Origin of the sequence: Stenotrophomonas sp. CFBP 13724, assembly GCF_014841975.1 — a bacterium.
Lineage (GTDB): Bacteria > Pseudomonadota > Gammaproteobacteria > Xanthomonadales > Xanthomonadaceae > Stenotrophomonas > Stenotrophomonas lacuserhaii.
Map to the genome: position 1 here is coordinate 1,923,607 of NZ_JACYUW010000001.1, position 20,343 is coordinate 1,943,949.

At 67.4% G+C, this 20,343-nt stretch carries 21 protein-coding genes and 2 tRNA genes; 12 read left to right on the forward strand and 11 right to left on the reverse strand.

Features of this window, described 5'->3' with window-relative positions; all coding sequences use genetic code 11:
• Positions 1–47 precede the first annotated feature (47 nt).
• Together IFT63_RS08450 and IFT63_RS08455 are read left to right on the forward strand one after the other, a co-directional pair.
• On the forward strand, positions 48–1,277 hold the full coding sequence (locus IFT63_RS08450; protein WP_042614038.1) for an ATP-binding protein: 1,230 nt from the start codon (positions 48–50) through the stop codon (positions 1,275–1,277).
• Positions 1,274–1,855 (forward strand): response regulator transcription factor, encoded by a 582-nt coding sequence (locus IFT63_RS08455; protein ID WP_057508156.1) that lies wholly within the window; start codon positions 1,274–1,276, stop codon positions 1,853–1,855. The genes IFT63_RS08450 and IFT63_RS08455 overlap by 4 nt, the downstream gene beginning before the upstream one ends.
• A 119-nt stretch (positions 1,856–1,974) precedes the next feature.
• On the opposite strand, the gene pgi is transcribed toward IFT63_RS08455, so the two are convergent.
• Both pgi and panD read right to left on the reverse strand, forming a co-directional pair.
• Positions 1,975–3,486, reverse strand: a complete 1,512-nt coding sequence (gene pgi, locus IFT63_RS08460; RefSeq protein WP_192083826.1) for a glucose-6-phosphate isomerase — start codon at positions 3,484–3,486, stop codon at positions 1,975–1,977.
• Entirely contained in the window at positions 3,483–3,863 is a 381-nt protein-coding gene (panD, locus tag IFT63_RS08465) for an aspartate 1-decarboxylase (RefSeq protein ID WP_042614028.1), read from the reverse strand. Before panD ends, pgi begins: the two co-directional genes overlap by 4 nt.
• Positions 3,864–4,034: 171 nt before the next feature.
• Between panD and IFT63_RS08470 the strand changes: the two genes are divergently transcribed.
• A complete protein-coding gene (locus tag IFT63_RS08470) occupies positions 4,035–4,640 on the forward strand; it encodes a hypothetical protein (RefSeq protein ID WP_192083827.1) in 606 nt (201 codons plus the stop codon).
• 58 nt (positions 4,641–4,698) lie between these two features.
• Here the strand turns inward: IFT63_RS08470 and panC are convergent, their stop codons facing one another.
• The 4 genes from panC to pcnB are packed head-to-tail and all read right to left on the reverse strand — an operon-like array spanning position 4,699 to position 8,255.
• The gene (gene panC, locus IFT63_RS08475) at positions 4,699–5,538 is read right to left on the reverse strand and encodes a pantoate--beta-alanine ligase (protein WP_042614030.1); all 840 of its coding nucleotides are present in this window, start codon (positions 5,536–5,538) and stop codon (positions 4,699–4,701) included.
• Positions 5,535–6,350, reverse strand: a complete 816-nt coding sequence (gene panB, locus IFT63_RS08480) for a 3-methyl-2-oxobutanoate hydroxymethyltransferase (RefSeq protein ID WP_042614031.1) — start codon at positions 6,348–6,350, stop codon at positions 5,535–5,537. Before panB ends, panC begins: the two co-directional genes overlap by 4 nt.
• Before the next feature lie 31 nt (positions 6,351–6,381).
• Positions 6,382–6,870, reverse strand: a complete 489-nt coding sequence (gene folK, locus IFT63_RS08485; protein WP_042614032.1) for a 2-amino-4-hydroxy-6-hydroxymethyldihydropteridine diphosphokinase — start codon at positions 6,868–6,870, stop codon at positions 6,382–6,384.
• A gap of 5 nt (positions 6,871–6,875) precedes the next feature.
• Positions 6,876–8,255 (reverse strand): polynucleotide adenylyltransferase PcnB, encoded by a 1,380-nt coding sequence (gene pcnB, locus IFT63_RS08490; RefSeq protein ID WP_192084192.1) that lies wholly within the window; start codon positions 8,253–8,255, stop codon positions 6,876–6,878.
• Positions 8,256–8,308: 53 nt separating this feature from the next.
• Here pcnB and IFT63_RS08495 point away from each other — a divergent pair.
• Positions 8,309–8,383 (forward strand) — tRNA-Glu (locus tag IFT63_RS08495).
• A 117-nt stretch (positions 8,384–8,500) separates the two neighbouring features.
• Here the strand turns inward: IFT63_RS08495 and IFT63_RS08500 are convergent.
• The 3 genes from IFT63_RS08500 to xylB are packed head-to-tail and all read right to left on the reverse strand — an operon-like array spanning position 8,501 to position 12,838.
• On the reverse strand, positions 8,501–9,925 hold the full coding sequence (locus IFT63_RS08500) for a sugar porter family MFS transporter (RefSeq protein ID WP_192083828.1): 1,425 nt from the start codon (positions 9,923–9,925) through the stop codon (positions 8,501–8,503).
• A 32-nt stretch (positions 9,926–9,957) separates the two neighbouring features.
• Entirely contained in the window at positions 9,958–11,298 is a 1,341-nt protein-coding gene (gene xylA / locus IFT63_RS08505) for a xylose isomerase (protein ID WP_042614034.1), read from the reverse strand.
• A 22-nt stretch (positions 11,299–11,320) separates the two neighbouring features.
• Positions 11,321–12,838, reverse strand: a complete 1,518-nt coding sequence (gene xylB / locus IFT63_RS08510; RefSeq protein WP_192083829.1) for a xylulokinase — start codon at positions 12,836–12,838, stop codon at positions 11,321–11,323.
• 451 nt (positions 12,839–13,289) lie between these two features.
• On the opposite strand from xylB, the gene fdxA reads away from it, so the two are divergent.
• Positions 13,290–13,613, forward strand: a complete 324-nt coding sequence (gene fdxA / locus IFT63_RS08515) for a ferredoxin FdxA (RefSeq protein WP_042615187.1) — start codon at positions 13,290–13,292, stop codon at positions 13,611–13,613.
• An 82-nt stretch (positions 13,614–13,695) separates the two neighbouring features.
• On the opposite strand, the gene IFT63_RS08520 is transcribed toward fdxA, so the two are convergent.
• Together IFT63_RS08520 and dapA are read right to left on the reverse strand one after the other, a co-directional pair.
• The gene (locus IFT63_RS08520) at positions 13,696–14,250 is read right to left on the reverse strand and encodes a hypothetical protein (RefSeq protein ID WP_192083830.1); all 555 of its coding nucleotides are present in this window, start codon (positions 14,248–14,250) and stop codon (positions 13,696–13,698) included.
• A gap of 28 nt (positions 14,251–14,278) precedes the next feature.
• Positions 14,279–15,172: a 4-hydroxy-tetrahydrodipicolinate synthase gene (dapA, locus tag IFT63_RS08525; protein ID WP_192083831.1), complete on the reverse strand. Its 894-nt coding sequence runs from the start codon at positions 15,170–15,172 to the stop codon at positions 14,279–14,281.
• A 164-nt stretch (positions 15,173–15,336) separates the two neighbouring features.
• On the opposite strand from dapA, the gene IFT63_RS08530 reads away from it, so the two are divergent.
• The 7 genes from IFT63_RS08530 to IFT63_RS08560 all read left to right on the forward strand — a co-directional run bounded on the left by IFT63_RS08530 (position 15,337) and on the right by IFT63_RS08560 (position 20,301).
• The gene (locus tag IFT63_RS08530) at positions 15,337–15,897 is read left to right on the forward strand and encodes a glycine cleavage system protein R (RefSeq protein ID WP_042615184.1); all 561 of its coding nucleotides are present in this window, start codon (positions 15,337–15,339) and stop codon (positions 15,895–15,897) included.
• Positions 15,898–15,996: 99 nt separating this feature from the next.
• Positions 15,997–16,476, forward strand: a complete 480-nt coding sequence (locus IFT63_RS08535; protein ID WP_192083832.1) for a peroxiredoxin — start codon at positions 15,997–15,999, stop codon at positions 16,474–16,476.
• An 85-nt stretch (positions 16,477–16,561) separates the two neighbouring features.
• Positions 16,562–17,959 carry a PhoH family protein gene (locus tag IFT63_RS08540; RefSeq protein ID WP_042615182.1) on the forward strand — a complete coding sequence of 466 codons (1,398 nt, stop codon included), beginning with the start codon at positions 16,562–16,564 and terminating at the stop codon, positions 17,957–17,959.
• The gene (locus tag IFT63_RS08545; protein ID WP_192083833.1) at positions 17,956–18,450 is read left to right on the forward strand and encodes a hypothetical protein; all 495 of its coding nucleotides are present in this window, start codon (positions 17,956–17,958) and stop codon (positions 18,448–18,450) included. The genes IFT63_RS08540 and IFT63_RS08545 overlap by 4 nt, the downstream gene beginning before the upstream one ends.
• A gap of 50 nt (positions 18,451–18,500) precedes the next feature.
• Positions 18,501–19,310 carry a bifunctional hydroxymethylpyrimidine kinase/phosphomethylpyrimidine kinase gene (gene thiD, locus IFT63_RS08550; RefSeq protein WP_192083834.1) on the forward strand — a complete coding sequence of 270 codons (810 nt, stop codon included), beginning with the start codon at positions 18,501–18,503 and terminating at the stop codon, positions 19,308–19,310.
• Positions 19,307–20,161 carry an alpha/beta fold hydrolase gene (locus tag IFT63_RS08555; RefSeq protein WP_192083835.1) on the forward strand — a complete coding sequence of 285 codons (855 nt, stop codon included), beginning with the start codon at positions 19,307–19,309 and terminating at the stop codon, positions 20,159–20,161. Before thiD ends, IFT63_RS08555 begins: the two co-directional genes overlap by 4 nt.
• Before the next feature lie 63 nt (positions 20,162–20,224).
• Positions 20,225–20,301 (forward strand) — tRNA-Arg (locus IFT63_RS08560).
• Positions 20,302–20,343: the final 42 nt, after the last annotated feature.

Here is a 20,343-nt window from a genome sequence, read left to right on the forward strand (position 1 = left end):
CCGATTGTCGCAGGCGGTACACGCGGGCAACGCATACGATGGCCATCATGACCTCCCCCGATGCCCCCTTCCTGCAGACCCTGTGCAGCCTGCGCTGGCTGGCCACCGCTGGCCAGGCGGCCACCATCCTGGTCGCCACCTGGGTGCTTGGGCTGCCGCTGCCGCAGGTTCCGCTGTGGGCCGGCGTGGCCGTGCTGGCGCTGTTCAACACCTACGCCCAGCTGCGCGTCCATGGCACCGATACCGCCCCGGTGACCGCATTCGGGCACATCCTGGTGGATGTGACCGTGCTGACCTGGATGGTCGGCTGGAGTGGCGGCATCACCAACCCGTTCGGCTCGCTGTTCCTGATCCTGATCGCCCTGGCGGCGCTCGCCCTGCCGGCACGCTGGACGCTGGCGGTGGCCGCTGCCTGCCTGATCGGCTACTGCGTGAGCGCAGCGTTCGGCCTGCCACTGCCCGCAGGCGGCTACTTTGCGCCGGAAGTCCTGCAGCAATGGGGCGTGGTGGCCAACTTCCTGATCTCGGTGACGGTGGTGCTGGCGTTCTCCACCCGGCTGGCGATCGCCCTGCGCCAGCGCGAACACGAACTGTCGCTGCTGCGCGAGCGCTTCGCGCGCAACGAAGGCATCGTCGCACTGGCCACCCATGCGGCCTCGGTCGCCCACGAACTCAATACGCCCCTGGCGACCATGACCCTGCTGGCCGACGACATCGCCGAACAGAACCAGAGTACCGACGTGCGCGACGATGTGGAAACCCTGCGCGAGCTGCTGGTGCAGTGCCGCGAACGGGTGTTGGCGCTGGCCGCGCCGGCGTCGCCGGATGCCCCCGGCCGCGGACCGTCCACCGCCCTGCAGGTGCTGGAACAGTGGCGGCTGGTGCGCCCGACCATCACCCTCACCCGCAACCCCGACGCCCCGCTGACCCGGCCGCTGGATGCCGGCGTGGGCCATCTGCTGATGGTCCTGCTGAACAACGCCGCCGAAGCCGGCGAACAGGTCGGGCGTGCGGAAGTGGAGCTGTCGCTGCGCATCGAGGGCGAAGATCTGGTCGGCGAGGTGCGCGACTTCGGCCCCGGCTTCGACACCCGCAAGGCCGTACTGCCCGGCACCTTGTTCAGCTCCAGCAAGAGCGAAGGCATGGGGGTGGGACTGGCCCTTTCCCACGCCACCATCGAACGCCTGCACGGTGAAATGTGGATGCGTCCGGCGCAGGGCGCCGGCAGCCGCGTCGGCTTCCGCATCCCCCTGGTCCCCCGCGAGGAAACCCCATGAACACGCCCTTCCCCACCCCGGCCTCGCTGCACGGTGATGGCCTGCTGGTTGATGATGACGAGCTCTACCTGCGCACCCTGCAGCGCAGCCTCGCGCGCAAAGGGCTGGAAACGCGTACGGCGCAGGATTCGGCAAGCGCATTGCTGCTGGCCCGGCAGCAGCCGCCGGCGTTCGCCCTGATCGACCTGAAGCTTGGCAGTGAGTCCGGACTGGCGCTGATCCAGCCGCTGCGCGCGCTGCGCGCGGACATGCGCATCCTGCTGGTGACCGGCTATGCCAGCATCGCTACCGCGGTGGAGGCGATCAAGCTGGGCGCGGACGATTACCTGCCCAAGCCGGCCACGGTGCCGATGATCCTGCGCGCACTGGGCGAAGAAGATGACGGCCCGGACGACGACGGCGAGCTGGAGCTGCCCGATGCGATGACACCGATCAGCCGGCTGCAGTGGGAGCACATCCAGCAGGCGATGCATGAGACCGGTGGCAACGTGTCAGCCGCCGCGCGCCTGCTGGGCATGCACCGGCGTTCACTGCAGCGCAAGCTGGCCAAGCGGCCGAGCCCGGAGCCTTCGCGGTAGGCACGGTAGCGCCGAGCCATGCTCGGCGAGCGCAGCGGCCGGGGGACGGCAACCGCGTGACGACCAACGGTCGTCACCCATCAGGAACCTGACGGCCAGCGGCCGTCACGACCGGGGGGTTACTTCAGCAGGCCCAGCACTTCGCGGGTCATCGGATCGGTGATGTCCACCGCCTCGCCCTGCAGCGCCGGCAGCAGCTGCCCGGCGAGCTGCTTGCCCAGCTCCACGCCGAACTGGTCGAAGGCGTTGATGTTCCAGATCACCGACTGCACGTACACCGCGTGTTCGTACATCGCGATCAGCGCACCCAGCGCCTGCGGGGTCAGCGCATCGAGCAGGATCAACGTGCTCGGCCGGCCGCCGGGATAATCGCGGTGCGGATCGTCGCTGGACTGGCCATTGGCCAGCGCTTCGGTCTGCGCCAGCAGATTGGCCAGCAGCGCCTGGTGGTTGACCGTGTAGGGATTGTCACTGCGCACGCAACCGATGAAGTCGGCCGGGATCACGCTGGTGCCCTGATGCAGCGCCTGGAAGAAGCTGTGCTGTACATCGGTGCCCGCCCCGCCCCACCACACCGGCACGGTATCGCTGGCGACCGGCTGGCCATCGCGCTGCACGCGCTTGCCCAGGCTTTCCATCACCAGCTGCTGCAGGTAGGCCGGCAGCAGCGCCAGGCGCTGGTCATAGGTCATCACCGCGTGCGTGGCATGGCCCAGCACGTTGCGGTTCCAGATATCGGTCAGGGCGTGCAGCACCGGCAGGTTGCGCTCCAGCGGCGCATCCAGTGCGTGCGCGTCCATCTGCGAGGCGCCTTCCAGCAAGGCTTCGAAACGCTCGAAGCCGATTGCCAGCGCGATCGGAAAACCGACCGCCGACCACAGCGAATAGCGGCCACCGACCCAGTCCCACATCGGCAGCACGCGGCTGGAGGCGATGTCGAAGGCCTTGGCCGCACGCTCGGGGTTGGCGCTGACCGCATACAGGCGTTCGCTGCCGCCCAGCCAGTCATGCAGGATCTGCCCGTTGAGCAGCGTCTCCTGGGTACCGAAGGTCTTGGAAATAAGGATGCCGGCAGTGCGTGCCGGATCCAGCGTGGCCAGCGTGCGCTGCATGGCGGCGCCATCCACGTTGGACACGAAATGCACGCGCAGGCGGCTGCCGTCCACCGGACGCAGGGCGTCGGCAACCAGCCGCGGACCCAGGTCCGAGCCGCCGATACCCACGCTCACCACATCGGTGACGCCGCTGTTTTCCAGCGCGCGCACCAGCTCGCCCATCCGCTGGCGGACCTCGCGCGCGGTGGCGTAGGCATCGGCAGCCACCGGCGCATCGACCACATCACCGCGCAGCGCGGTGTGCAGCGCGGCGCGGCCTTCGGTGAGGTTGACCTGCTCGCCGCGGAACAGGCGCGCGATGGCGCCGCCGACATCGCGTTCGGCAGCCAGCGACAGCAATGCCTGCAGCGCCGCGGCATCGTATTTCTGCCGTGCGAAATTGACGTACAACGGACCGACCCGCAGTGCCAGATCCTTTACCCGGCCGGGTTCGGCCGCGAACAGGTCGGGGATGCGCGCGCCACGCAGGCGCTGGGCATGGGAGTGAAGCGTGTCGAGTCCGTTGTTCGTTGTCATGCGGCCTGGGTCGGAATGCTGTCGTTGGTATGGGAGATCTGGTTGTTGCCGTCCACATATACCAGCTTCGGCCGGAAGCTGTCTGCTTCCTGCTCACTCATCGTGGCGAAGGCAGCGATGATGATGATGTCGCCGACCTGCACGTGACGGGCGGCGCCGCCATTGAGCGAGACCACGCCGCTGCCGGCTTCGGCACGGATGGCATAGGTGCTGAACCGGGCGCCATTGGTGACGTCCCAGATGTGCACCTGCTCGAACTCACGGATGCCCGTGGCCGCCAGCAGGTTGTCGTCGATCGCGATCGACCCTTCGTAGTTCAGCTCCGAATGGGTGACGGTGGCGCGGTGGATCTTGGTCTTCAGCAGGGACAGGTGCATGGCAGCAGGTGGTACGGGTGAGGAAAGCCGCAATTCTACCACCGGGCGGATTGGCGACAGGGCCATCCCGCGCCGGTCAGGCAGCGGTTCAGCTCCCGTCCGCCACGCACGATTCCCGCAAGCGCGAGGGCGCCCCGTACGGTGAACTGGGCCTTCCATCGAGGAGTTTCCATGTTCGCCACCCTCAGCCGTGCCAAGGATTTCGACCAGCTTGTCCGCCGCTTCTCCGGTCCCACCCGGATCGGCGATGCCCCCGCAGAACCCCGGCGGAGACCGCTGCGCTCGGTTGCCGTACGCAACCGGCACCGACCGACGGCCGCGCCGCTGCAGCGCTGCGCCGAGTTGCCGGCCGCGCGGCAGCCGGCCGCTGCGCCGGTCGAGGCCAAGGCCATGGCGAAGGCCAAGGCCAAGGCAAAGGATGCGCTGCAGTTTCCGGCCACCGGGATCTACGCCGCGCACCCTATGTTGCGCAGGATCGCGAACCTGGAGGCAAAGCTGGCGCAGGCGGCCTGGGCCGAAGCCGAACAGGCGGACAAGGCAAGGTCGGTGGCCAGCGGCTTCCGCTACTGCGTGTGCGGTGCTGCTCCCGTTGCGGCGACCGGCAGCGGGCAGGCCGATCCGCCGCCCGAGCCGACCAGGCTCGATCTGGAATCAACCAGGGCGATGGAGATCGCAGTGCAGATCCATGAAGCACGGATAGCCTGCGGGCAGCCGGTCTACCCTGATAGGACCTGGTACCGCGAGGGCCTGGTCCGGCGGGCGCTGGAACAGCTTTAAAAGAGGGGTCAGAGTCCTTTTCGCTCGCGAAAAGGACTCTGACCCCGTTGCCTGGGCGTCAGAACTCAAGGTTGTCGATCAGCCGGGTGCTGCCCAGCCGCGCGGCGATCAGCGCCACCCGCGGCCCGCCCTCGTGCGGTGGCTCGATCAGGTCCGGCGTACGCAGCGCGGCGTAGTCCACCTGGAACCCCGCAGCCTGCAGGGCAGCGGCCGCATCGGCTTCGATGCGCTCACGCGACAGCCCGGTGATGTAGCCCTCGCGCATGCCCTGCAGCACACGATGGATGGTGGTCGAAGCCGGGCGCTGCACGCCGTCCAGGTACTGGTTGCGCGAACTCATCGCCAGGCCGTCGTCCTCGCGCACGATGTCCCCGCCGACGATCTGGATCGGGAAAGCCAGGTCGGCCACCATCTGGCGGATCACCGCAAGCTGCTGGTAGTCCTTCTTGCCGAAAGCGGCCACGTCCGGCTGCACCTGGTTGAACAGGCGCGACACTACCGTGCACACACCATCGAAGTGACCAGGACGATGCGCGCCTTCGAGCAGCCCACTGATGCCGGGCACGCTGACGTTGGCGGCCAGTTCCACGCCGAACGGATACATCGATTCCACCGTCGGCAGCCACAGCACGTCGCAGCCGGCCGCTTCCAGGCCACTGGTATCGGCCTCGGGCGTGCGCGGGTAGCGGGTGAAGTCCTCGTTCGGCCCGAACTGGGTCGGGTTGACGAACACGCTGGACACCACGCGATCAGCGTACTGCCGCGCCAGCGCGACCAGCGAATAGTGGCCTGCATGCAAGTTGCCCATGGTAGGCACCAGCGCCACGCGCAGGCCTTCGCGCTTCCAGCCGCTGACGGTCGCGCGCAGCTGGGCAAGTTCGGTAATGGTCTGGATCATGAGGCGTAGGCGTGCTCGGTGTCGGGGAAGGTGCCGTTGCGCACGGCATCGGCGTAGGCGCGGGTGGCGCCGGCTACCGAACCGCCTTCGGCAAGGAAATCCTTGACGAATTTCGGCCGGCGATGGCCGCTGTCCAGGCCCAGCATGTCATGCATCACCAGCACTTGTCCGTCGCACTGCGGGCCAGCCCCGATGCCGATGGTCGGCACCGCAACGGCGGCGGTGACCTCGGCGGCAACCGGCGTGGGCAGGCATTCAAGCACCACCATGCTGGCACCGGCGGCGACCACGGCCTTTGCGTCGTCCACCAACTGGCGGGCGGCATCGCCGCGGCCCTGCACGCGGTAGCCGCCCAGGCGCAGCACCGACTGCGGGGTCAGTCCAAGATGCGAGCATACCGGGATTTCGCGCTCCACCAGGTGGCGGATGATATCCAGCTTGAAGCCGGCGCCTTCGATCTTGACCATCTCCGCGCCCGCCTGCAGCAGCTGCAGCGACGCATCGAAGGCACGTTCCGGGGTGGCGTCGGCGCCAAACGGCAGGTCGGCGATCAGCAGCGCGCGCTGCACCACGCGGGCCACCGCGCCGGTGTGGTAGACCATCTCGGCCACGGTCACCGGCAGGGTCGAATCGTGCCCCTGCACGACCATGCCCAGCGAATCGCCGACCAGGATCAGATCAACCCCGTTGGCGTCGAAGGTGCGGGCGAAACCGGCGTCGTAGGCGGTCAACATGACCAGCTTCTGGCCATTGCGCTTGGCCTCGGCCAGCGCCGGGACGGTCCAGGGCTTGCTGTCTGCGTGGGTGCTCATCAGGAAATAACCGGGGGTGATAACCGCCCCATTATCTCCTTATCGGCACGATCCCGCTGGCCGTTACCTGCATCACTGCATCCCGCACGCGACCCTGCCCGGGAATCACCAGGTCCGGCGCTACTTCAGCCAGCGGCACCAGCACGAACGCGCGCTGGTGCAGGTACGGATGCGGCACCTGCAGGCGCGGCAGGTCGATCACCTGGTCGCCATACAGCAGCAGGTCCAGGTCCAGCAGGCGCGGGCCCCAGTGCACGGCCGGATCACGCACCCGACCGAAGCCGGTTTCCAGCGCCAGCAGGGCGTCGAGCAAGGCCAGCGGCGGCAGGTCGGTCTGGACGCAGGCCACCGCATTGACGAACGGCGGCTGGTCCGGGTTGCCCCAGGCGGGGCTGGCATACAGCAGCGAAGCGCGGGTCAGTTCGGTACCGGCCAGGCCGTCCAGCGCCTCGATCGCCGCACTGACGGTGCTGGCGGCGTCACCGAGGTTGGCGCCCAGGCCGATCCATGCCCTGACCACGCCGCTTACTCGGCAGCCGGTGCGCCGGGGGCACCCGGGCGACGACGGCGACGACGGCGCTTGCGCGGCTCGTCGCCCACCTCTTCAGCGTCATGCGTATGCAGGTCGTCCAGCGCACTTTCCAGCTCACGGCCGGACTGCTGCTGGGCTTCGCGCCAGAACGCCACGTCGCCGGCGTGTTCGCTGGAAGCCACCTGGCGCAGGATCAGGAAGTCGAACGCCGCGCGGAAACGCGGGTGGGTCAACGTGCGGAACACGCGCTTGCGCTGGCGTGAGCCGAAGCGCGCCTGCAACAGCCAGATCTCCTGCATCGGCAGCGAGAAGCGCCGCGGCAGTGCGATGGTGGTCAGCTGGTGCAGGGTCACCCGGTCAGCGGCGCGACGCTGCGCTTCTTCTTCGGCCACACCCTGCTTGAGCAGCGTGGCCTGGGTGCGGCAGAACGCCGGCCACAGCAGCAGCGCGAACAGGAACGACGGCGACACCGGCTCGTCGTTGGCCACGCGCTGGTCGGTGTTGGCCAGCCCTTCGATGAGCATGCGGCGCAGCGCGCCACTGCGGTTGGAACGCAGCGCCTTGCCACTTTCCGGGAACATCACATCGAACAGGCCGTAACGCTCCAGGCCTTCGAAGCTGGCCACGCCATGTCCGCCCAGGAACAGCTTGAGCACTTCTTCGAACAGGCGCGCCGGGGCGGCTTCGTTGAGCAGGCTGGCAAGCTGCGGGATCGGCGCGGCGGTCTTTTCCTCGATCTGGAAACCGAGCTTGCCGGCCAGTCGCACGGCACGCAGCATGCGCACGGGATCTTCGCGGTAGCGCTGTTCCGGATCGCCGATGAGCTTCATCAGGCGGGCCTGCACGTCCTCGAATCCGCCGGTGTAATCACGCACCGAGAAATCCTCGATCGCGTAGTACAACGCGTTGCAGGTGAAGTCACGGCGGATGGCATCGTCTTCGATGGAGCCGTACACGTTGTCGCGTACCAGCATGCCGTTTTCCATCTCGCGGTCGCCGCTGCCGTCATCGATGTTGGCGCGGAAGGTGGCCACTTCGATGATCTCGCGGCCGAACACCACATGCGCCAGGCGGAAGCGTCGCCCGATCAGGCGGCAGTTGCGGAACAGCTGCTTGACCTGTTCGGGCGTGGCGTCGGTGGCCACGTCGAAGTCCTTGGGGTGGCCATTGACCAGCAGGTCGCGCACGGCGCCACCCACCAGGTAGGCGCCGAAGCCGGCATCGCGCAGGCGGTACAGCACGCGCACGGCGTTGGGGCTGATGTCCTTGCGCGAGATGGTGTGCTGGTCGCGCGGGATCACGCGCAGGCTTATCGGGGTTGTCACGGAGGGAATGATGTTGGCGCTTCCGGTTGAAGTTTCGGGATTGCCCAATGGCATCGAGATGCATATACTAGCGCGCCTGCCCCGGCAGTGACACTTCAAACGCTCCCTTCGTCTAGAGGTTAGGACGTGGCCCTCTCAAGGCTAAAACAGGGGTTCGAGTCCCCTAGGGAGCACCAGTCACTGCAGCAGGAAGCAAGAAACCCGCGATGAGCGGGTTTTTTTGTGCCTGTGCGCTGCGGGTCGAGGCCGGCCGCCGAAGGCCCGGCGCCGAAGCGCCGGACCTGCGGCACAGGTCAGCCTTCCATCTGTTCCAGTTCCTTGCCCTTGGTCTCGCGAACATAACGGAAGACGAAGAAGATCGACAGGAACGCGGCCACCGCATAGATGCTGTACGCACCGGCCAGGCCGATGCCGGCCAACAGGATCGGGAAGGTCACGGTGATGGCGAAGTTCGAGGTCCACTGCGCCGCGCCGGCCACGGCCAGCGCCGAACCGCGGATCTGGTTGGGGAACATTTCGCCCAGCATCACCCACATCACCGGGCCCCAGGACATGTTGAAGAACACCACGTAGACATTGGCTGCGACCAGCGCCAGCCGTCCCATGCCATCGGACAACTGCAGCTTGCCATCGACCAGGCTGCCGCTGGAGAACGCCACCACCATCAACGCCAGCGAGAGCGCCATGCCGACCGAGCCCACCCACAGCAGCGGCTTGCGGCCGATACGGTCGATCAGCACCACCGTCACCAGGCACGCACCGATGCTGAGCGCACCGGACAGCACGTTGATCAGCAATGCATCGTTTTCGGAGAAGCCCACCGCCTGCCACAGCACCGCGCCGTAGTAGAACACCACGTTGATGCCGACCAGCTGCTGCAGCACGGCCAGCCCGATGCCCACCCAGACGATGCCGCGCAGCTTGCCGGTGGCCTGGTCCTTGAGATCGGCAAACGAAGGCCGGTGCTGGTCCTGGGCCAGGCTGGACTCGATTTCACCGAGCTTGGCCTGCGCCTCCACCGCGCCGTACAGGCGCGTCAGCACCGACAAGGCGTCCGATCTGCGGCCCTTGGCCACCAGGAAGCGCGGGCTTTCCGGGATCACCAGCAGCAACGCCAGGAACAGCAGCGAAGGTATGGCCTGCATCCAGAACATCCAGCGCCATGCCTCCTGTCCCAGCCACAGCACTTCAGTGGACGCGCCGGCCGCGCGCGCCAGCAGGAAGTTGCTCAGGAAGGCTGCGAACAGGCCGCTGATGATGGCGATCTGCTGCACCGTGGCAAGCTTGCCGCGATAGCGCGCCGAGGCCACTTCGGCGATGTACGCCGGGGCCATCACGCTGGCCGCGCCGACCGCGAACCCACCGATCACGCGCGCCGTGACAAACAGCCATGACGCGTGTGCGGCACCGGCGCCCAGCGCCGACAGCAGGAACAACACCGCCGAGATGATCAGCACGCTGCGCCGTCCCAGCAGGTCACCGAGCCGCCCGGCCAGGAACGCACCGATGGCACACCCCAACAGCATGGAAGCCACCTCGAAGCCGAGCGCGGCTTCGCTGGAATTGAACGCACTTCGAAGGCCGTCGACGGTGCCGTTGATGACGCCACTGTCGAAGCCGAACAGGAAGCCACCAATGGTGGCCACGCAGCTGATCAGCACGATGAAGGCGGTGTTCTCGCCCTGCGTGCCGGAGGAAGCAGATATCGCTGTGGACATGGGTTTACCCCGTTGCGATGGACGCCTGCCGCTCAGCGCAGCAGGTACTGGTTGAGCAGGTTCTCATACGCTTCCTGCCGTCCGCTACGCTGGCCAGGCTCGCCGGCCTGCTGCGCGTGTGCACACAGATCCTGCAGGGTCAGCTGGCCATTGGCAAAAGCCGCACCGGCGCCACTGTCGAAGCTGGCGTAGCGCTCGCCGCGCCACCGCTCCAACGGCGACGCGGTGAGCAGGGCATGGGCGACTTCCAGTCCGCGGGCAAAGGTGTCCATGCCGCCGATGTGGGCGATGAACAGGTCCTGCGGATCGGTGGATTCGCGACGGACCTTGGCATCGAAGTTGAGCCCGCCATCACCGAAACCGCCCTGCCGCAGCACCACCAGCATCGCGCCCACCGCATCGTACAGATCGGTCGGGAACTGGTCGGTATCCCAGCCGTTCTGCGGGTTGCCGCGGTTGGCATCGATGCTGCCCAGCAGGCCGGCATCGGAGGCTACCTGCAGGTCATGGGCGAAGGTATGCCCGGACAAGGTCGCGTGGTTGGCTTCGATGTTGAGCTTGAAATCCTGGTCCAGGCCATGCGCACGCAGGAAGCCCACCACCGTGGCGCTGTCGAAATCATACTGGTGGTGCATCGGCTCCATCGGCTTGGGTTCGATCAGGAACGTGCCCTGGAAGCCGATGCTGCGCCCGTAATCGCGTGCCGCCGCGAGGAACCGCGCAAGATGGGCCTGCTCACGTTTCATGTCGGTGTTGAGCAGGCAGGCATAGCCTTCGCGCCCACCCCAGAACACATAGTTGCTGCCGCCCAGCGCCACCGTGGCATCCAGCGCCGCCTGCACCTGCACCGCAGCGCGCGCGACCACGGCGAAGTCCGGATTGGTCGCCGCGCCGTTCATGTAGCGCGGGTGCGAGAACAGATTGGCGGTCCCCCACAGCAGCTTGACCCCGGTCTGGCGCTGGCGCTCGCCGGCGATCTCCACCATGTGGCGGAGGTTGTCACGGTACTCGCCGATGTCGTCCGCATCCGGCGCCAGGTCGACGTCATGGAAGCAGTAGTACGGCACGCCCAGCTTGGTGACGAACTCAAAGGCGGCATCGGCCTTGGCCTGCGCACGCGCCAGCGGCGTGGCGCCCTGGTCCCACGGATAGGCGCGCGTACCAGGCCCGAACGGGTCGTGCCCTGCCCCACAGAAACTGTGCCAGTACGCCACCGCGAAGCGCAGGTGCTCGGCCATGCTGCGTCCGCCGATCTGCTTGTCGGCGTCGTACACCTTGTAGGCCAGCGGATTGTCCGAGTCGCGGCCCTCGAAGGGAATACGACCGACACCGGGGAAGAACTCGCGCTGGCCAACATAGAACGAAGAACTCATGGGCAACATCCTCTGGGGGAAATCAGGGCAGGCGCTGGCGGTACAACGGCAGCGAGGCCTGCAGGTAATGGTTGAAGCGCTGGTAGCCACGCGCATATGCGGCACCGCGAACGGGGTCGGGCTGCGCTGACAGGGCCGGGTCGAACACCACGTGCGCATCGACCAGATCGGCCAGCGGCATGCTGGCGCCAGCGCAGGCCCAAGCCGCCTGCAGTGCCGCACCGAAGGCCGCGCCTTCGGCCTGCACGGGCACTTCGACCGGCAACTGGAACAGATCGGCGATCAGCTGGCGCCAGGCGGCGCTGTTGGCGCCGCCACCGGTGAGCACCACCCGCGCACCCTGCAGGCCCGCCTCGCGCATCGCGTCATAGCCCAGCTTCAGGCTGTAGCTGGCACCCTCCATCGCGGCGCGATACAGATTGGCCGGGGACAGGTTGTGCAGGTCCACGCCGTGCAGGGCGCCCTTGGCCAGCGGCAGGTCCGGGCTGCGCTCGCCGTTGAAGAACGGCAGCAGCACCAGCCCTGCCGCGCCGGGCGCGCTGGCCTGCAGCAGCGTCTCGGCCTGGCCGTGGTGCAGGCCGAGCAGGGTGGCCGCCTGGTTGGTGGCAACCGTGCAGTTCATCGTGCAGATCAACGGCAGCCAGCCGCCATCGGAGGCACAGAACGCGGCCCAGCGCCCCTGCGGATCGACCTTCGGGCTGGCGCTCCAGGCAAACAGCGTGCCCGAGGTGCCCAGGCTCATGCTCAGGCGCCCTTCGCGCACCGCACCGGTGCCGATCGCCGCCATCATGTTGTCCCCGCCGCCGACCGCCACCCGCACCCCGGCCGGCAATCCGAGTGCATCGGCCAGGGCAGGCAGCAAAGCGAACGTGGCATCCGCAGCGACCAGCGGCGGCAGCAGCGCGGCGAGATCGCGATCCGGATCAGTCGCGGCCAGCATCGTCGGCGACCACTGCCGCGTGCGGATATCCAGCCACCCCGTGCCCGACGCATCCCCGCACTCCATGAAGCGCGCGCCGGTCAGCCACAGATTGAGGTAGTCGTGCGGCAACGCGATGCCATCCAGCGCCGTATACGCCTGCGGTCGGTGCTGCTTCGTCCAGGGCAGCTTGGAGGCGGTATAGCCCACCCGCAGCGGATTGCCGGCCGCGGCGATGCAGGCGCCTTCGCCACCGACGGCGGCCGTGATCGCATCGCACTCGGTGGTACTGCTGGTATCGCACCACAGCTTGACCGGTGCCAGCACCGAATCATCGGCCGCCAGCGCCACCAGGCCGTGCTGCTGGCCCGACACCGCCAGCCCCCTGACCCGCGCACGCACCGCGTCCGGCAGCGCCAGCACGCATTCCTGCAGCGCCCGGGTCCAGCTGGCCGCGTCCTGTTCGCGACTGCCATCATCGGCGCTGTCCAGCGCCAGCGAACGCGACTGCTGCCCCACCATCTGCCGCGCTGCCGGATCGTAAGCCAGCACCTTCAGGCTCTGCGTCCCCGCGTCGATTCCCAGATAGACCGCCCCTTCCCCGCTGTTTTCCTGCCGCACCCGCCACTCCCGTGTCGCATTGTCTACCGATGGACATCGAGTGTTGCCGCCGCTCCCTGCCTTGGCAATGTGCAGTGCATCAAATGCCACGGTCCCGGCCGCCTCCCGCCGACCATGGGTATGCCGGTCGTCCTGACCGGCACCCTTGCGGGCCGTCGCAGGCGACGTTGGCAGCGGCTCCTCCCGCTGCCTTCGGCGCTACCGCGTAATTGCAGCGCACGGAACTGTCAGGGGGTCGGGCGGTGGGGCTGGGCGGGGGCGTTGAGCGCCATGGATGGCGCGAAACGAGGCCCGCAGGAGCGGCTTCTGCCGTCCCCCGCCCAACCCCACCGCCCGACCCATGCACCGGCATCGTTCCAGCCAGCCGCGAGGGGCGGAACCACCGGTTCGACCACCCCCACCCCAACCTGTTCTAGAATTAGCGGCTTGAAAGACGGATCCGCCTCCCCCCATGCCCTTTGTCGTCACTGAAAACTGCATCAAGTGCAAACACACCGATTGCGTGGAAGTGTGCCCCGTGGACTGCTTCCACGAAGGCCCCAACTTCCTGGTGATCGATCCGGATGAGTGCATCGACTGCACCCTGTGTGAACCCGAATGCCCGGTCAACGCGATCTTCCCCGAAGACGACGTCCCGGCTGGACAGGAAGTATTCGTGGGGTTGAACGCCGAACTGGCGAAGGAATGGCCGGTGCTGACCGTGCGCAAGGACCCGCCTGCCGATGCCGGCGACTGGGATGGCAAGCCGGACAAACTGCCGCTGCTGGAGCGCTGAACCCCGCGCACGGCAACGAAAAAGGGCGCCTGAGGGCGCCCTTTTTCGTTGCTGCCACCAGGCCCGCCAAGGCGGGCGCGGGTTACGGAGCCAGCTTGGCCTTCAGCGCAGCGATCAGCTTGACCGGCGCATCGGCGGTAGCCGGCAGGCCGCGCGGATCGACCGCCGACACGTACGAGCCGCCGTTGACGGCAACCACGCGGACCAGGAAGTTGCTGCCTTCGAAGGCAACGTCGTAGGAACCCAGCAACTGGGCGCGGGTGGCGATGGTCAGCCCGTCGATGGCCTCCAGTGCGGTACCGACGTCGGTGAAGGCCTGGTCCTTGCCAGCGGTGACGTTGAAGCCGGACGCATTGTTGGCCGGCGCAGCCGGGGCCTGGCCCGCGGCAGCGGCCGGGGCCGGGGCCGGACGCGACGCCTGCGAGGCCAGCACCGAGCCGGTCTCACCGGTGGTGGCGGCCTTGCCGGCACCCGCCGGTGCGGTCAGGTCCGGCGGCACTTCCAGCGGGCGCATTTCCGGGGCCAGCGCGTAATCGCCGCGCGCACCCTTCTTGAAGCAGCCGGTGGTGGCCACGACGGTGCCCAGGGCAAGGACCGCGATGGACAGCACGCGGAAGGTGGAAACGGATTGACGCATGGGAATCTCCTGGAAAGCCACGAGGGGGTCAGTGGCTGGAAAGGGCTTCGAGCGCGGCGATGTCGCCGGCCAGATGCTCGGCCGCGGGCTGGTGTGCTGCCGACAGCGGCAGCAACGGCAGGCGCAGGTCATGGCCGATGCCGATCCGGCGCAACAACGCCTTGACCGGGATCGGATTGGGTTCGACACCACAGAAATCATGGAACGGCTGCAGGCGCGCGTCCCAGCTTTCGGTCGCATCATGATCGTGGGCGGCGGCAAGCTCGCACATGCGGCGGTAAGCACCCGGCAGCGCGTTGGAGCCTACCGAGATCAGGCCATCCATGCCGGCCTGGATCGAGCGCGCGGCGCTGCCGTCGTCGCCGCTGAGTACCACGAAGCCGTCGCTGCGCAGCGCCAGCAGGGCCTTTACCCGGCCGTTGTCGCCCACCGCTTCCTTGATGCCGACGATGTTCGGATGGCCAGCCAGTTCGGCCACGGTTTCCGGCAGCATGTCGCAGCCGGTGCGGCCGGGCACGTTGTACAGCACCACCGGCAGGCCGCCGTTGTCGGCCACGGCGCGGTAATGCGCGATCAGCCCGGCCTGGGTCGGACGCACGTAGGGCGGGGTCACCACCAGCGCGTGGGTCGCCCCGGCCGCGGCGGCGCGGCGGGTCTGTTCGATGGTCTTGGCGGTGCCGGACAAGCCGGTACCGGCCAGTACCGGCACGCGGCCGGCGATGCGCTCGACCGCACTGGCCAGCAGCTGGTCGTACTCCGTATCGGACAGGGTGGCCGCTTCGCCGGTGGAGCCCGCCACGACCACGCCGTGCACGCCTCCTTCCAGCTGCAGGTGCAGCAGGCGCTGCCAACCATCGGTGTCGAGGGAGCCGTCGGCCCGGAAGGGGGTCGCCAGCGCGGTGATGAGGCCGGAAAGGGACAAGGCGTGCTGCTCGTGGCTGTAGGGGGGAGAAACCGGACGGCAGGGAGCACCGGCCGCCCTGCATGTTACTTGCGGCGCGAAAGCGCGGGCAAGTATGCTGGACGCCGGTGAATCCCCGCCCGTTGGGGGCATTCAGACTCACGCACGCATTACCCGGAATCGCCTTGACCGACACCACTCCGCGCCCTTCGCCCAGCGAAAACCATCTCCTGATCAACGCCTATACGACGCATCCGGAGTCCCCCCTGCTGCCCGTCACCCGCCGCATCGCTGACAGCGGCTGCAATCTGGTGGACGCACGCCTGTCCACGGTGGGCCGCGATGTTTCGGTCACCGCGCTGGCGACCGGCTCCTGGGATTCGGTGGCCAAACTGGAGGCCATGCTGACCCGTCTGGAGCGCGAAGAAGGCCTCAAGCTGGTCTGGTACCGCACCGAAGCCAAGCAGGCGCAGTCCAACCTGCTGCCCTACATCGTGGAAGTGATCGCCGCCGACAAGCCGGGGATCCTGTTCCAGCTGGCCGATTTCTTCGACCGCCAGGGCATCACCATCGAGAGCCTGCAGAGCACCCGCTACCGCGCGATGCAGACCGGCGCGGAAATGTTCAGCGCGCAGGTCACCATCGGCGTACCGGCGAACATGCACATCGCCGCGCTGCGCGATGATTTCCTTGAGTTCTGCGACCACCTGAACCTGGACGCGATCATGGATCCGATGAAATTCTGACGGTTTTTCGCACGTCCGTCACGGGCGTGCGATGTTTCATGAAGCGGTAGCGTCGAGCGTGCTCGATGTACGCTCCACCCCAGGCTCTGCAAGGACCCCATGAACAACGGCGACACCCTGGACCGCACCACCCTGTCCCTCCCGCTGGCACTGTCCGGCGGTGCCCACGCCACCCTCGGCGACTTCGCCGGCCAATGGCTGGTGCTGTATTTCTACCCGAAGGACAGCACCCCGGGCTGCACCACCGAAGGCCTCGATTTCAATGCGCTGCTGCCGCAGTTCGAGCAGGCCGGCGCGGTGGTCCTCGGTGTTTCGCGCGACTCGGTGAAATCGCACGACAATTTCTGCGCCAAGCAGGGTTTCCGCTTCCCGCTGGTCAGTGACAGCGATGAGGCGCTGTGCAGCGCCTTCGACGTGATCAAGCTGAAGACCATGTACGGCAAGCAGGTGCGCGGCATTGAACGCAGCACCTTCCTGGTCTCACCGGAAAGCCGCATCGTGCAGTCCTGGCGCAAGCTCACGGTCGCCGGCCATGCCGATGCGGTGCTCCACGCACTGAAGGCCGCCCAGGCACAGTGACTCCCATCGCCTACTTCGTCCGCCACCTCCCTGCCCACGTGCAGGCCGGGGTGGTTTTCCCCTGCCCGTCCACCAGGAACCGATGATGACCCGAGGCAAGCGCATCTACGTGCTGGATACCAACGTGCTGATGCACGATCCCACCGCGCTGTTCAAATTCGAGGAACACGATGTCTACCTGCCGATGCAGGTGATCGAAGAACTGGACAATGGCAAGAAGGGCACCTCCGAAGCGAGCCGCAATGCCCGCCAGGTAAGCCGTTTCCTCAATGAACTGGTACAGGCGTCCGGGCTGGACAACCTCGCCGAAGGGATCCCGCTGCAGCGACCGAACGGCCTGCAGCTGCGCGGCATCCACAGCGCCGGCAAGCTGCGCTTCCAGACCAGCCACTTCGACGCCGGCAAGAGCTTCGGCAAGGTCATCCCGGACAACGCCATCCTCGGGGCGATCCTCGCCCTGCAGGAGGAATCACCGGACGTGCCGGTTGTGTTCGTTTCCAAGGACATCAACCTGCGGATCAAGGCGGCCATCGCCGGGATCGTGTCCGAAGACTACGAGAACGACCGCGCGCTGGATGATTTCAGCCTGCTGTATACCGGCGCCACCGAACTGCCGGAAGACTTCTGGAAGCGCCACGCAAACGACCTGCGCAGCTGGAGCGACAAGGGACGTTCGCATTACGAAGTGGAAGCGCACGAAGACGAGGACTGGTATCCCAACCAGTACGTCTACCTGCCCGGCGAGGACGAGGTGGAGCTGCGCGTCAGCAAGGTCACCGGCGACACGGTCAACCTGGCGCTGGTCGATGATTTCCGCCATGGCAGCCATGCGGTGTGGGGCATCAGCGCGCGCAACCGCGAACAGAACTTCGCGCTCAATGCCCTGATGGATCCGGACATCGATTTCGTCACCCTGCTCGGTACCGCCGGCACCGGCAAGACCCTGCTGGCACTGGCTGCCGGCCTGGCGCAGACCCTGGACCAGCAGCGCTACCGCGAAATCATCATGACCCGTGCCACGGTCAGCGTCGGCGAGGACATCGGCTTCCTGCCCGGTACCGAAGAAGAAAAGATGACGCCGTGGATGGGCGCGCTGACCGACAACCTGGAAGTGCTGACCCAGCCGCAGGAAGGCGGCTCGTGGGGCCGTGCCGCGACCAACGACCTGCTGGCCAGCCGGATCAAGATCCGTTCGATGAACTTCATGCGCGGGCGCACGTTCCTGTCGCGCTACTTGATCCTGGACGAAGCACAGAACCTCACCCCGAAGCAGATGAAGACCCTGATCACCCGCGCCGGCCCCGGTACCAAGATCGTCTGCCTGGGCAACGTGGAACAGATCGATACGCCCTACCTGACCGAAACCACGTCCGGCCTGACCTACGCGGTGGACCGCTTCAAGAACTGGCCGCACAGCGCGCACATCACGCTGCGCCGGGGCGAACGTTCGCGCCTGGCCGACTACGCCTCGGAGGTGTTGTGAACCGATTGACGCATGTGTTGTTGCCACTGGCTGCCGGTGCCCTGCTGGGCGCCTGCAGCACCGTGCAGGGTCCGCCCAGCATTCCCACGGCGGTCAAGACCGGACAGTCCTGGGTGGTGACCCGCCCGGTGGTCGCCGCGCAGGTGCTGGATACCTGCTCGCGCCCCAGCCCGGGCCGCGATGCCGGCCGGGTGACCGGCTACTGGGCGCCCAGCCGCGTGCAGATCGAACAGCTGGAGGCGCAGCTGCCGCAGCTGGCGGGCCAGGTCAGCGCACCGCAGGACTTCGACCGGCAGTACGTGGGGATCGAGGCCGACGGCCGCGAGCTGATCTACGTCAATGCCTTCAAGCTGCCTGATGGCAGCGGCCTCAACCCGGCACGCGAGGCGATGCGCGCCTGCGATGGCGGGTCGATGTTCTGGGGCGCGGTGTTCGATCCGGAACTCGGCACGTTCTCCGAGTTCCATGCCAACGGCGGCAAACAGGGCTAGCGGCAGATGCTATCGAGCAGGCGGGCATGGCGGGGCCCTACAATCGGCCCATGAGCCCGAACACGCCCGCTTCCGCCCTCACCATCGCCGGATCCGATTCCGGCGGTGGTGCCGGCATCCAGGCCGACCTGAAAGCCTTCGCCGCGCATCGCGTGCATGGCCTTTCGGCGATCGCCGCGCTGACCGCGCAGAACACCCGCGGCGTTACCGCCGTGCATGTGCCACCGATCGATTTCCTGCAGGCGCAGATCGCCGCCTGCTTCGACGATTTCGACGTGCATGCAGTCAAACTGGGCATGCTGGCCAACGCCGAGGTGATCCACTGCGTGGCCGATGCACTGGAGAAACACCGCCCGCCGCACATCGTGCTGGACCCGGTGATGATCGCCACCAGCGGCGCGCGCCTGCTGGAAGACAGCGCGCTGGATGCGCTGCGTACGCGCCTGCTGCCGCTGGCCACGCTGGTCACCCCGAACACCCCGGAAGCCGAGCTGCTGGCCGGCCGGCGCATCCTCGACGGCGATGATGCCGAACACGCCGCGACACTGCTGCTAAACCTGGGTGCGGGTGCGGTGCTGCTCAAGGGCGGCCACCTGCACGAGGGCAACCGGGTCATCGACCGCTTCTTCGACGGCGTGAGCAGCGAGACCTTCATCCATGCCCGGCTGCCGGTGGACGCGCACGGCACCGGCTGCACGCTGGCATCGGCGATCGCCGCCCAGCTGTGCAACGGGCTGAGCCTGGCCAATGCCTGCGAGGCCGCCATCGATTACGTGGCGCGCGGCCTGCAGCAGGGCTATACGCCCGGCCGCAGCACGGTGCTGGTGCTGGACCACTTCGGCGCTGCGTCCCACGCATGACCCTGGACGCGCACAGCACGCCGCTGCAGGCCGCCGACGGACACGCCTTCGCCCTGCTGCACTGCCTGCCCGCGCAGCCGGCAGCGCGCCTGCTGTGGCTGCCTGCGCTGGGCGTGGCCGCGCGCCATTACCTGCCGTTGGCCCAGGCGCTGGCTGCGCAGGGAATCGCGGTATACCTGCATGAGTGGCGCGGCAATGGCAGCAGTTCGCTGCGGCCTTCGCGCATGCAGGATTGGGGCTACCGGGAAATCCTCGAACAGGACCTGCCGGCCAGCCAACAGCTGCTGCTCCAGCATGACCAGCAAGACCGCGTGCTGCCGTGGATCGTAGGCGGCCACAGTCTGGGCGGGCAGTTGGCGTGCCTGCATGCCGGGCGTTTCCCCGCCGATTTCCAGCATCTGTGGCTGGTGGCCAGCGGAACGCCGTGGTGGCGCAGCTTCCCTGCCCCGCGCGGCTGGTTGCTGCCACTGGCCTACCGCTTCCTGCCGTGGCTGGCGCGACGCAACGGCGTGCTGCCAGGCCGCCGACTCGGCTTTGGCGGCAATGAAGCACGCGGCCTGATCCATGACTGGTCGCGCGTGGGGCTGTGCAACCGCTATGCCGCCGCAGGCATGGCCGAGGACCTCGAAAGCCAGCTGCGGCTCGTGCAGGGACAGGCGCGCGCCGTGCTGATGGTCGATGACTGGCTGGCGCCCATGGGATCGATGAAGGCCCTGCTGGCCAAGCTGCCCAACGTGCAGGTGACGACCTCCGTGCTGGATGCCGCCTTGCTGCGTACGCGTGCCGACCACTTCCACTGGATGAAGGCGCCGCAGGCGGTTGCACAGGCGCTGATGCGTTCATTTGACTGAAATTCTTCACAAAGGCGTTGACGGATGCAGCGGTAATCCGCATAATTCCGCTCCTGTTGCAGGGCGCCCGTAGCTCAGTTGGATAGAGTACCTGGCTACGAACCAGGCGGTCGGGAGTTCGAATCTCTCCGGGCGCACCATCAACAGGAACACCAACCCGCCGTTGGTGTGAGTAACAGGAA

What these genes read in the sequence shown, in the direction of transcription:
- IFT63_RS08450 (WP_042614038.1), top strand. Translation starts at nt 48, where the DNA reads ATGACCTCCCCCGATGCCCCCTTCCTGCAGACCCTGTGCAGCCTGCGC.
- IFT63_RS08455 (WP_057508156.1), top strand. Translation starts at nt 1,274, where the DNA reads ATGAACACGCCCTTCCCCACCCCGGCCTCGCTGCACGGTGATGGCCTG.
- pgi (WP_192083826.1), bottom strand. Translation starts at nt 3,486, where the DNA reads ATGACAACGAACAACGGACTCGACACGCTTCACTCCCATGCCCAGCGC.
- panD (WP_042614028.1), bottom strand. Translation starts at nt 3,863, where the DNA reads ATGCACCTGTCCCTGCTGAAGACCAAGATCCACCGCGCCACCGTCACC.
- IFT63_RS08470 (WP_192083827.1), top strand. Translation starts at nt 4,035, where the DNA reads ATGTTCGCCACCCTCAGCCGTGCCAAGGATTTCGACCAGCTTGTCCGC.
- panC (WP_042614030.1), bottom strand. Translation starts at nt 5,538, where the DNA reads ATGATCCAGACCATTACCGAACTTGCCCAGCTGCGCGCGACCGTCAGC.
- panB (WP_042614031.1), bottom strand. Translation starts at nt 6,350, where the DNA reads ATGAGCACCCACGCAGACAGCAAGCCCTGGACCGTCCCGGCGCTGGCC.
- IFT63_RS08500 (WP_192083828.1), bottom strand. Translation starts at nt 9,925, where the DNA reads ATGTCCACAGCGATATCTGCTTCCTCCGGCACGCAGGGCGAGAACACC.
- xylA (WP_042614034.1), bottom strand. Translation starts at nt 11,298, where the DNA reads ATGAGTTCTTCGTTCTATGTTGGCCAGCGCGAGTTCTTCCCCGGTGTC.
- fdxA (WP_042615187.1), top strand. Translation starts at nt 13,290, where the DNA reads ATGCCCTTTGTCGTCACTGAAAACTGCATCAAGTGCAAACACACCGAT.
- IFT63_RS08520 (WP_192083830.1), bottom strand. Translation starts at nt 14,250, where the DNA reads ATGCGTCAATCCGTTTCCACCTTCCGCGTGCTGTCCATCGCGGTCCTT.
- IFT63_RS08535 (WP_192083832.1), top strand. Translation starts at nt 15,997, where the DNA reads ATGAACAACGGCGACACCCTGGACCGCACCACCCTGTCCCTCCCGCTG.
- IFT63_RS08540 (WP_042615182.1), top strand. Translation starts at nt 16,562, where the DNA reads ATGACCCGAGGCAAGCGCATCTACGTGCTGGATACCAACGTGCTGATG.
- thiD (WP_192083834.1), top strand. Translation starts at nt 18,501, where the DNA reads ATGAGCCCGAACACGCCCGCTTCCGCCCTCACCATCGCCGGATCCGAT.
- IFT63_RS08555 (WP_192083835.1), top strand. Translation starts at nt 19,307, where the DNA reads ATGACCCTGGACGCGCACAGCACGCCGCTGCAGGCCGCCGACGGACAC.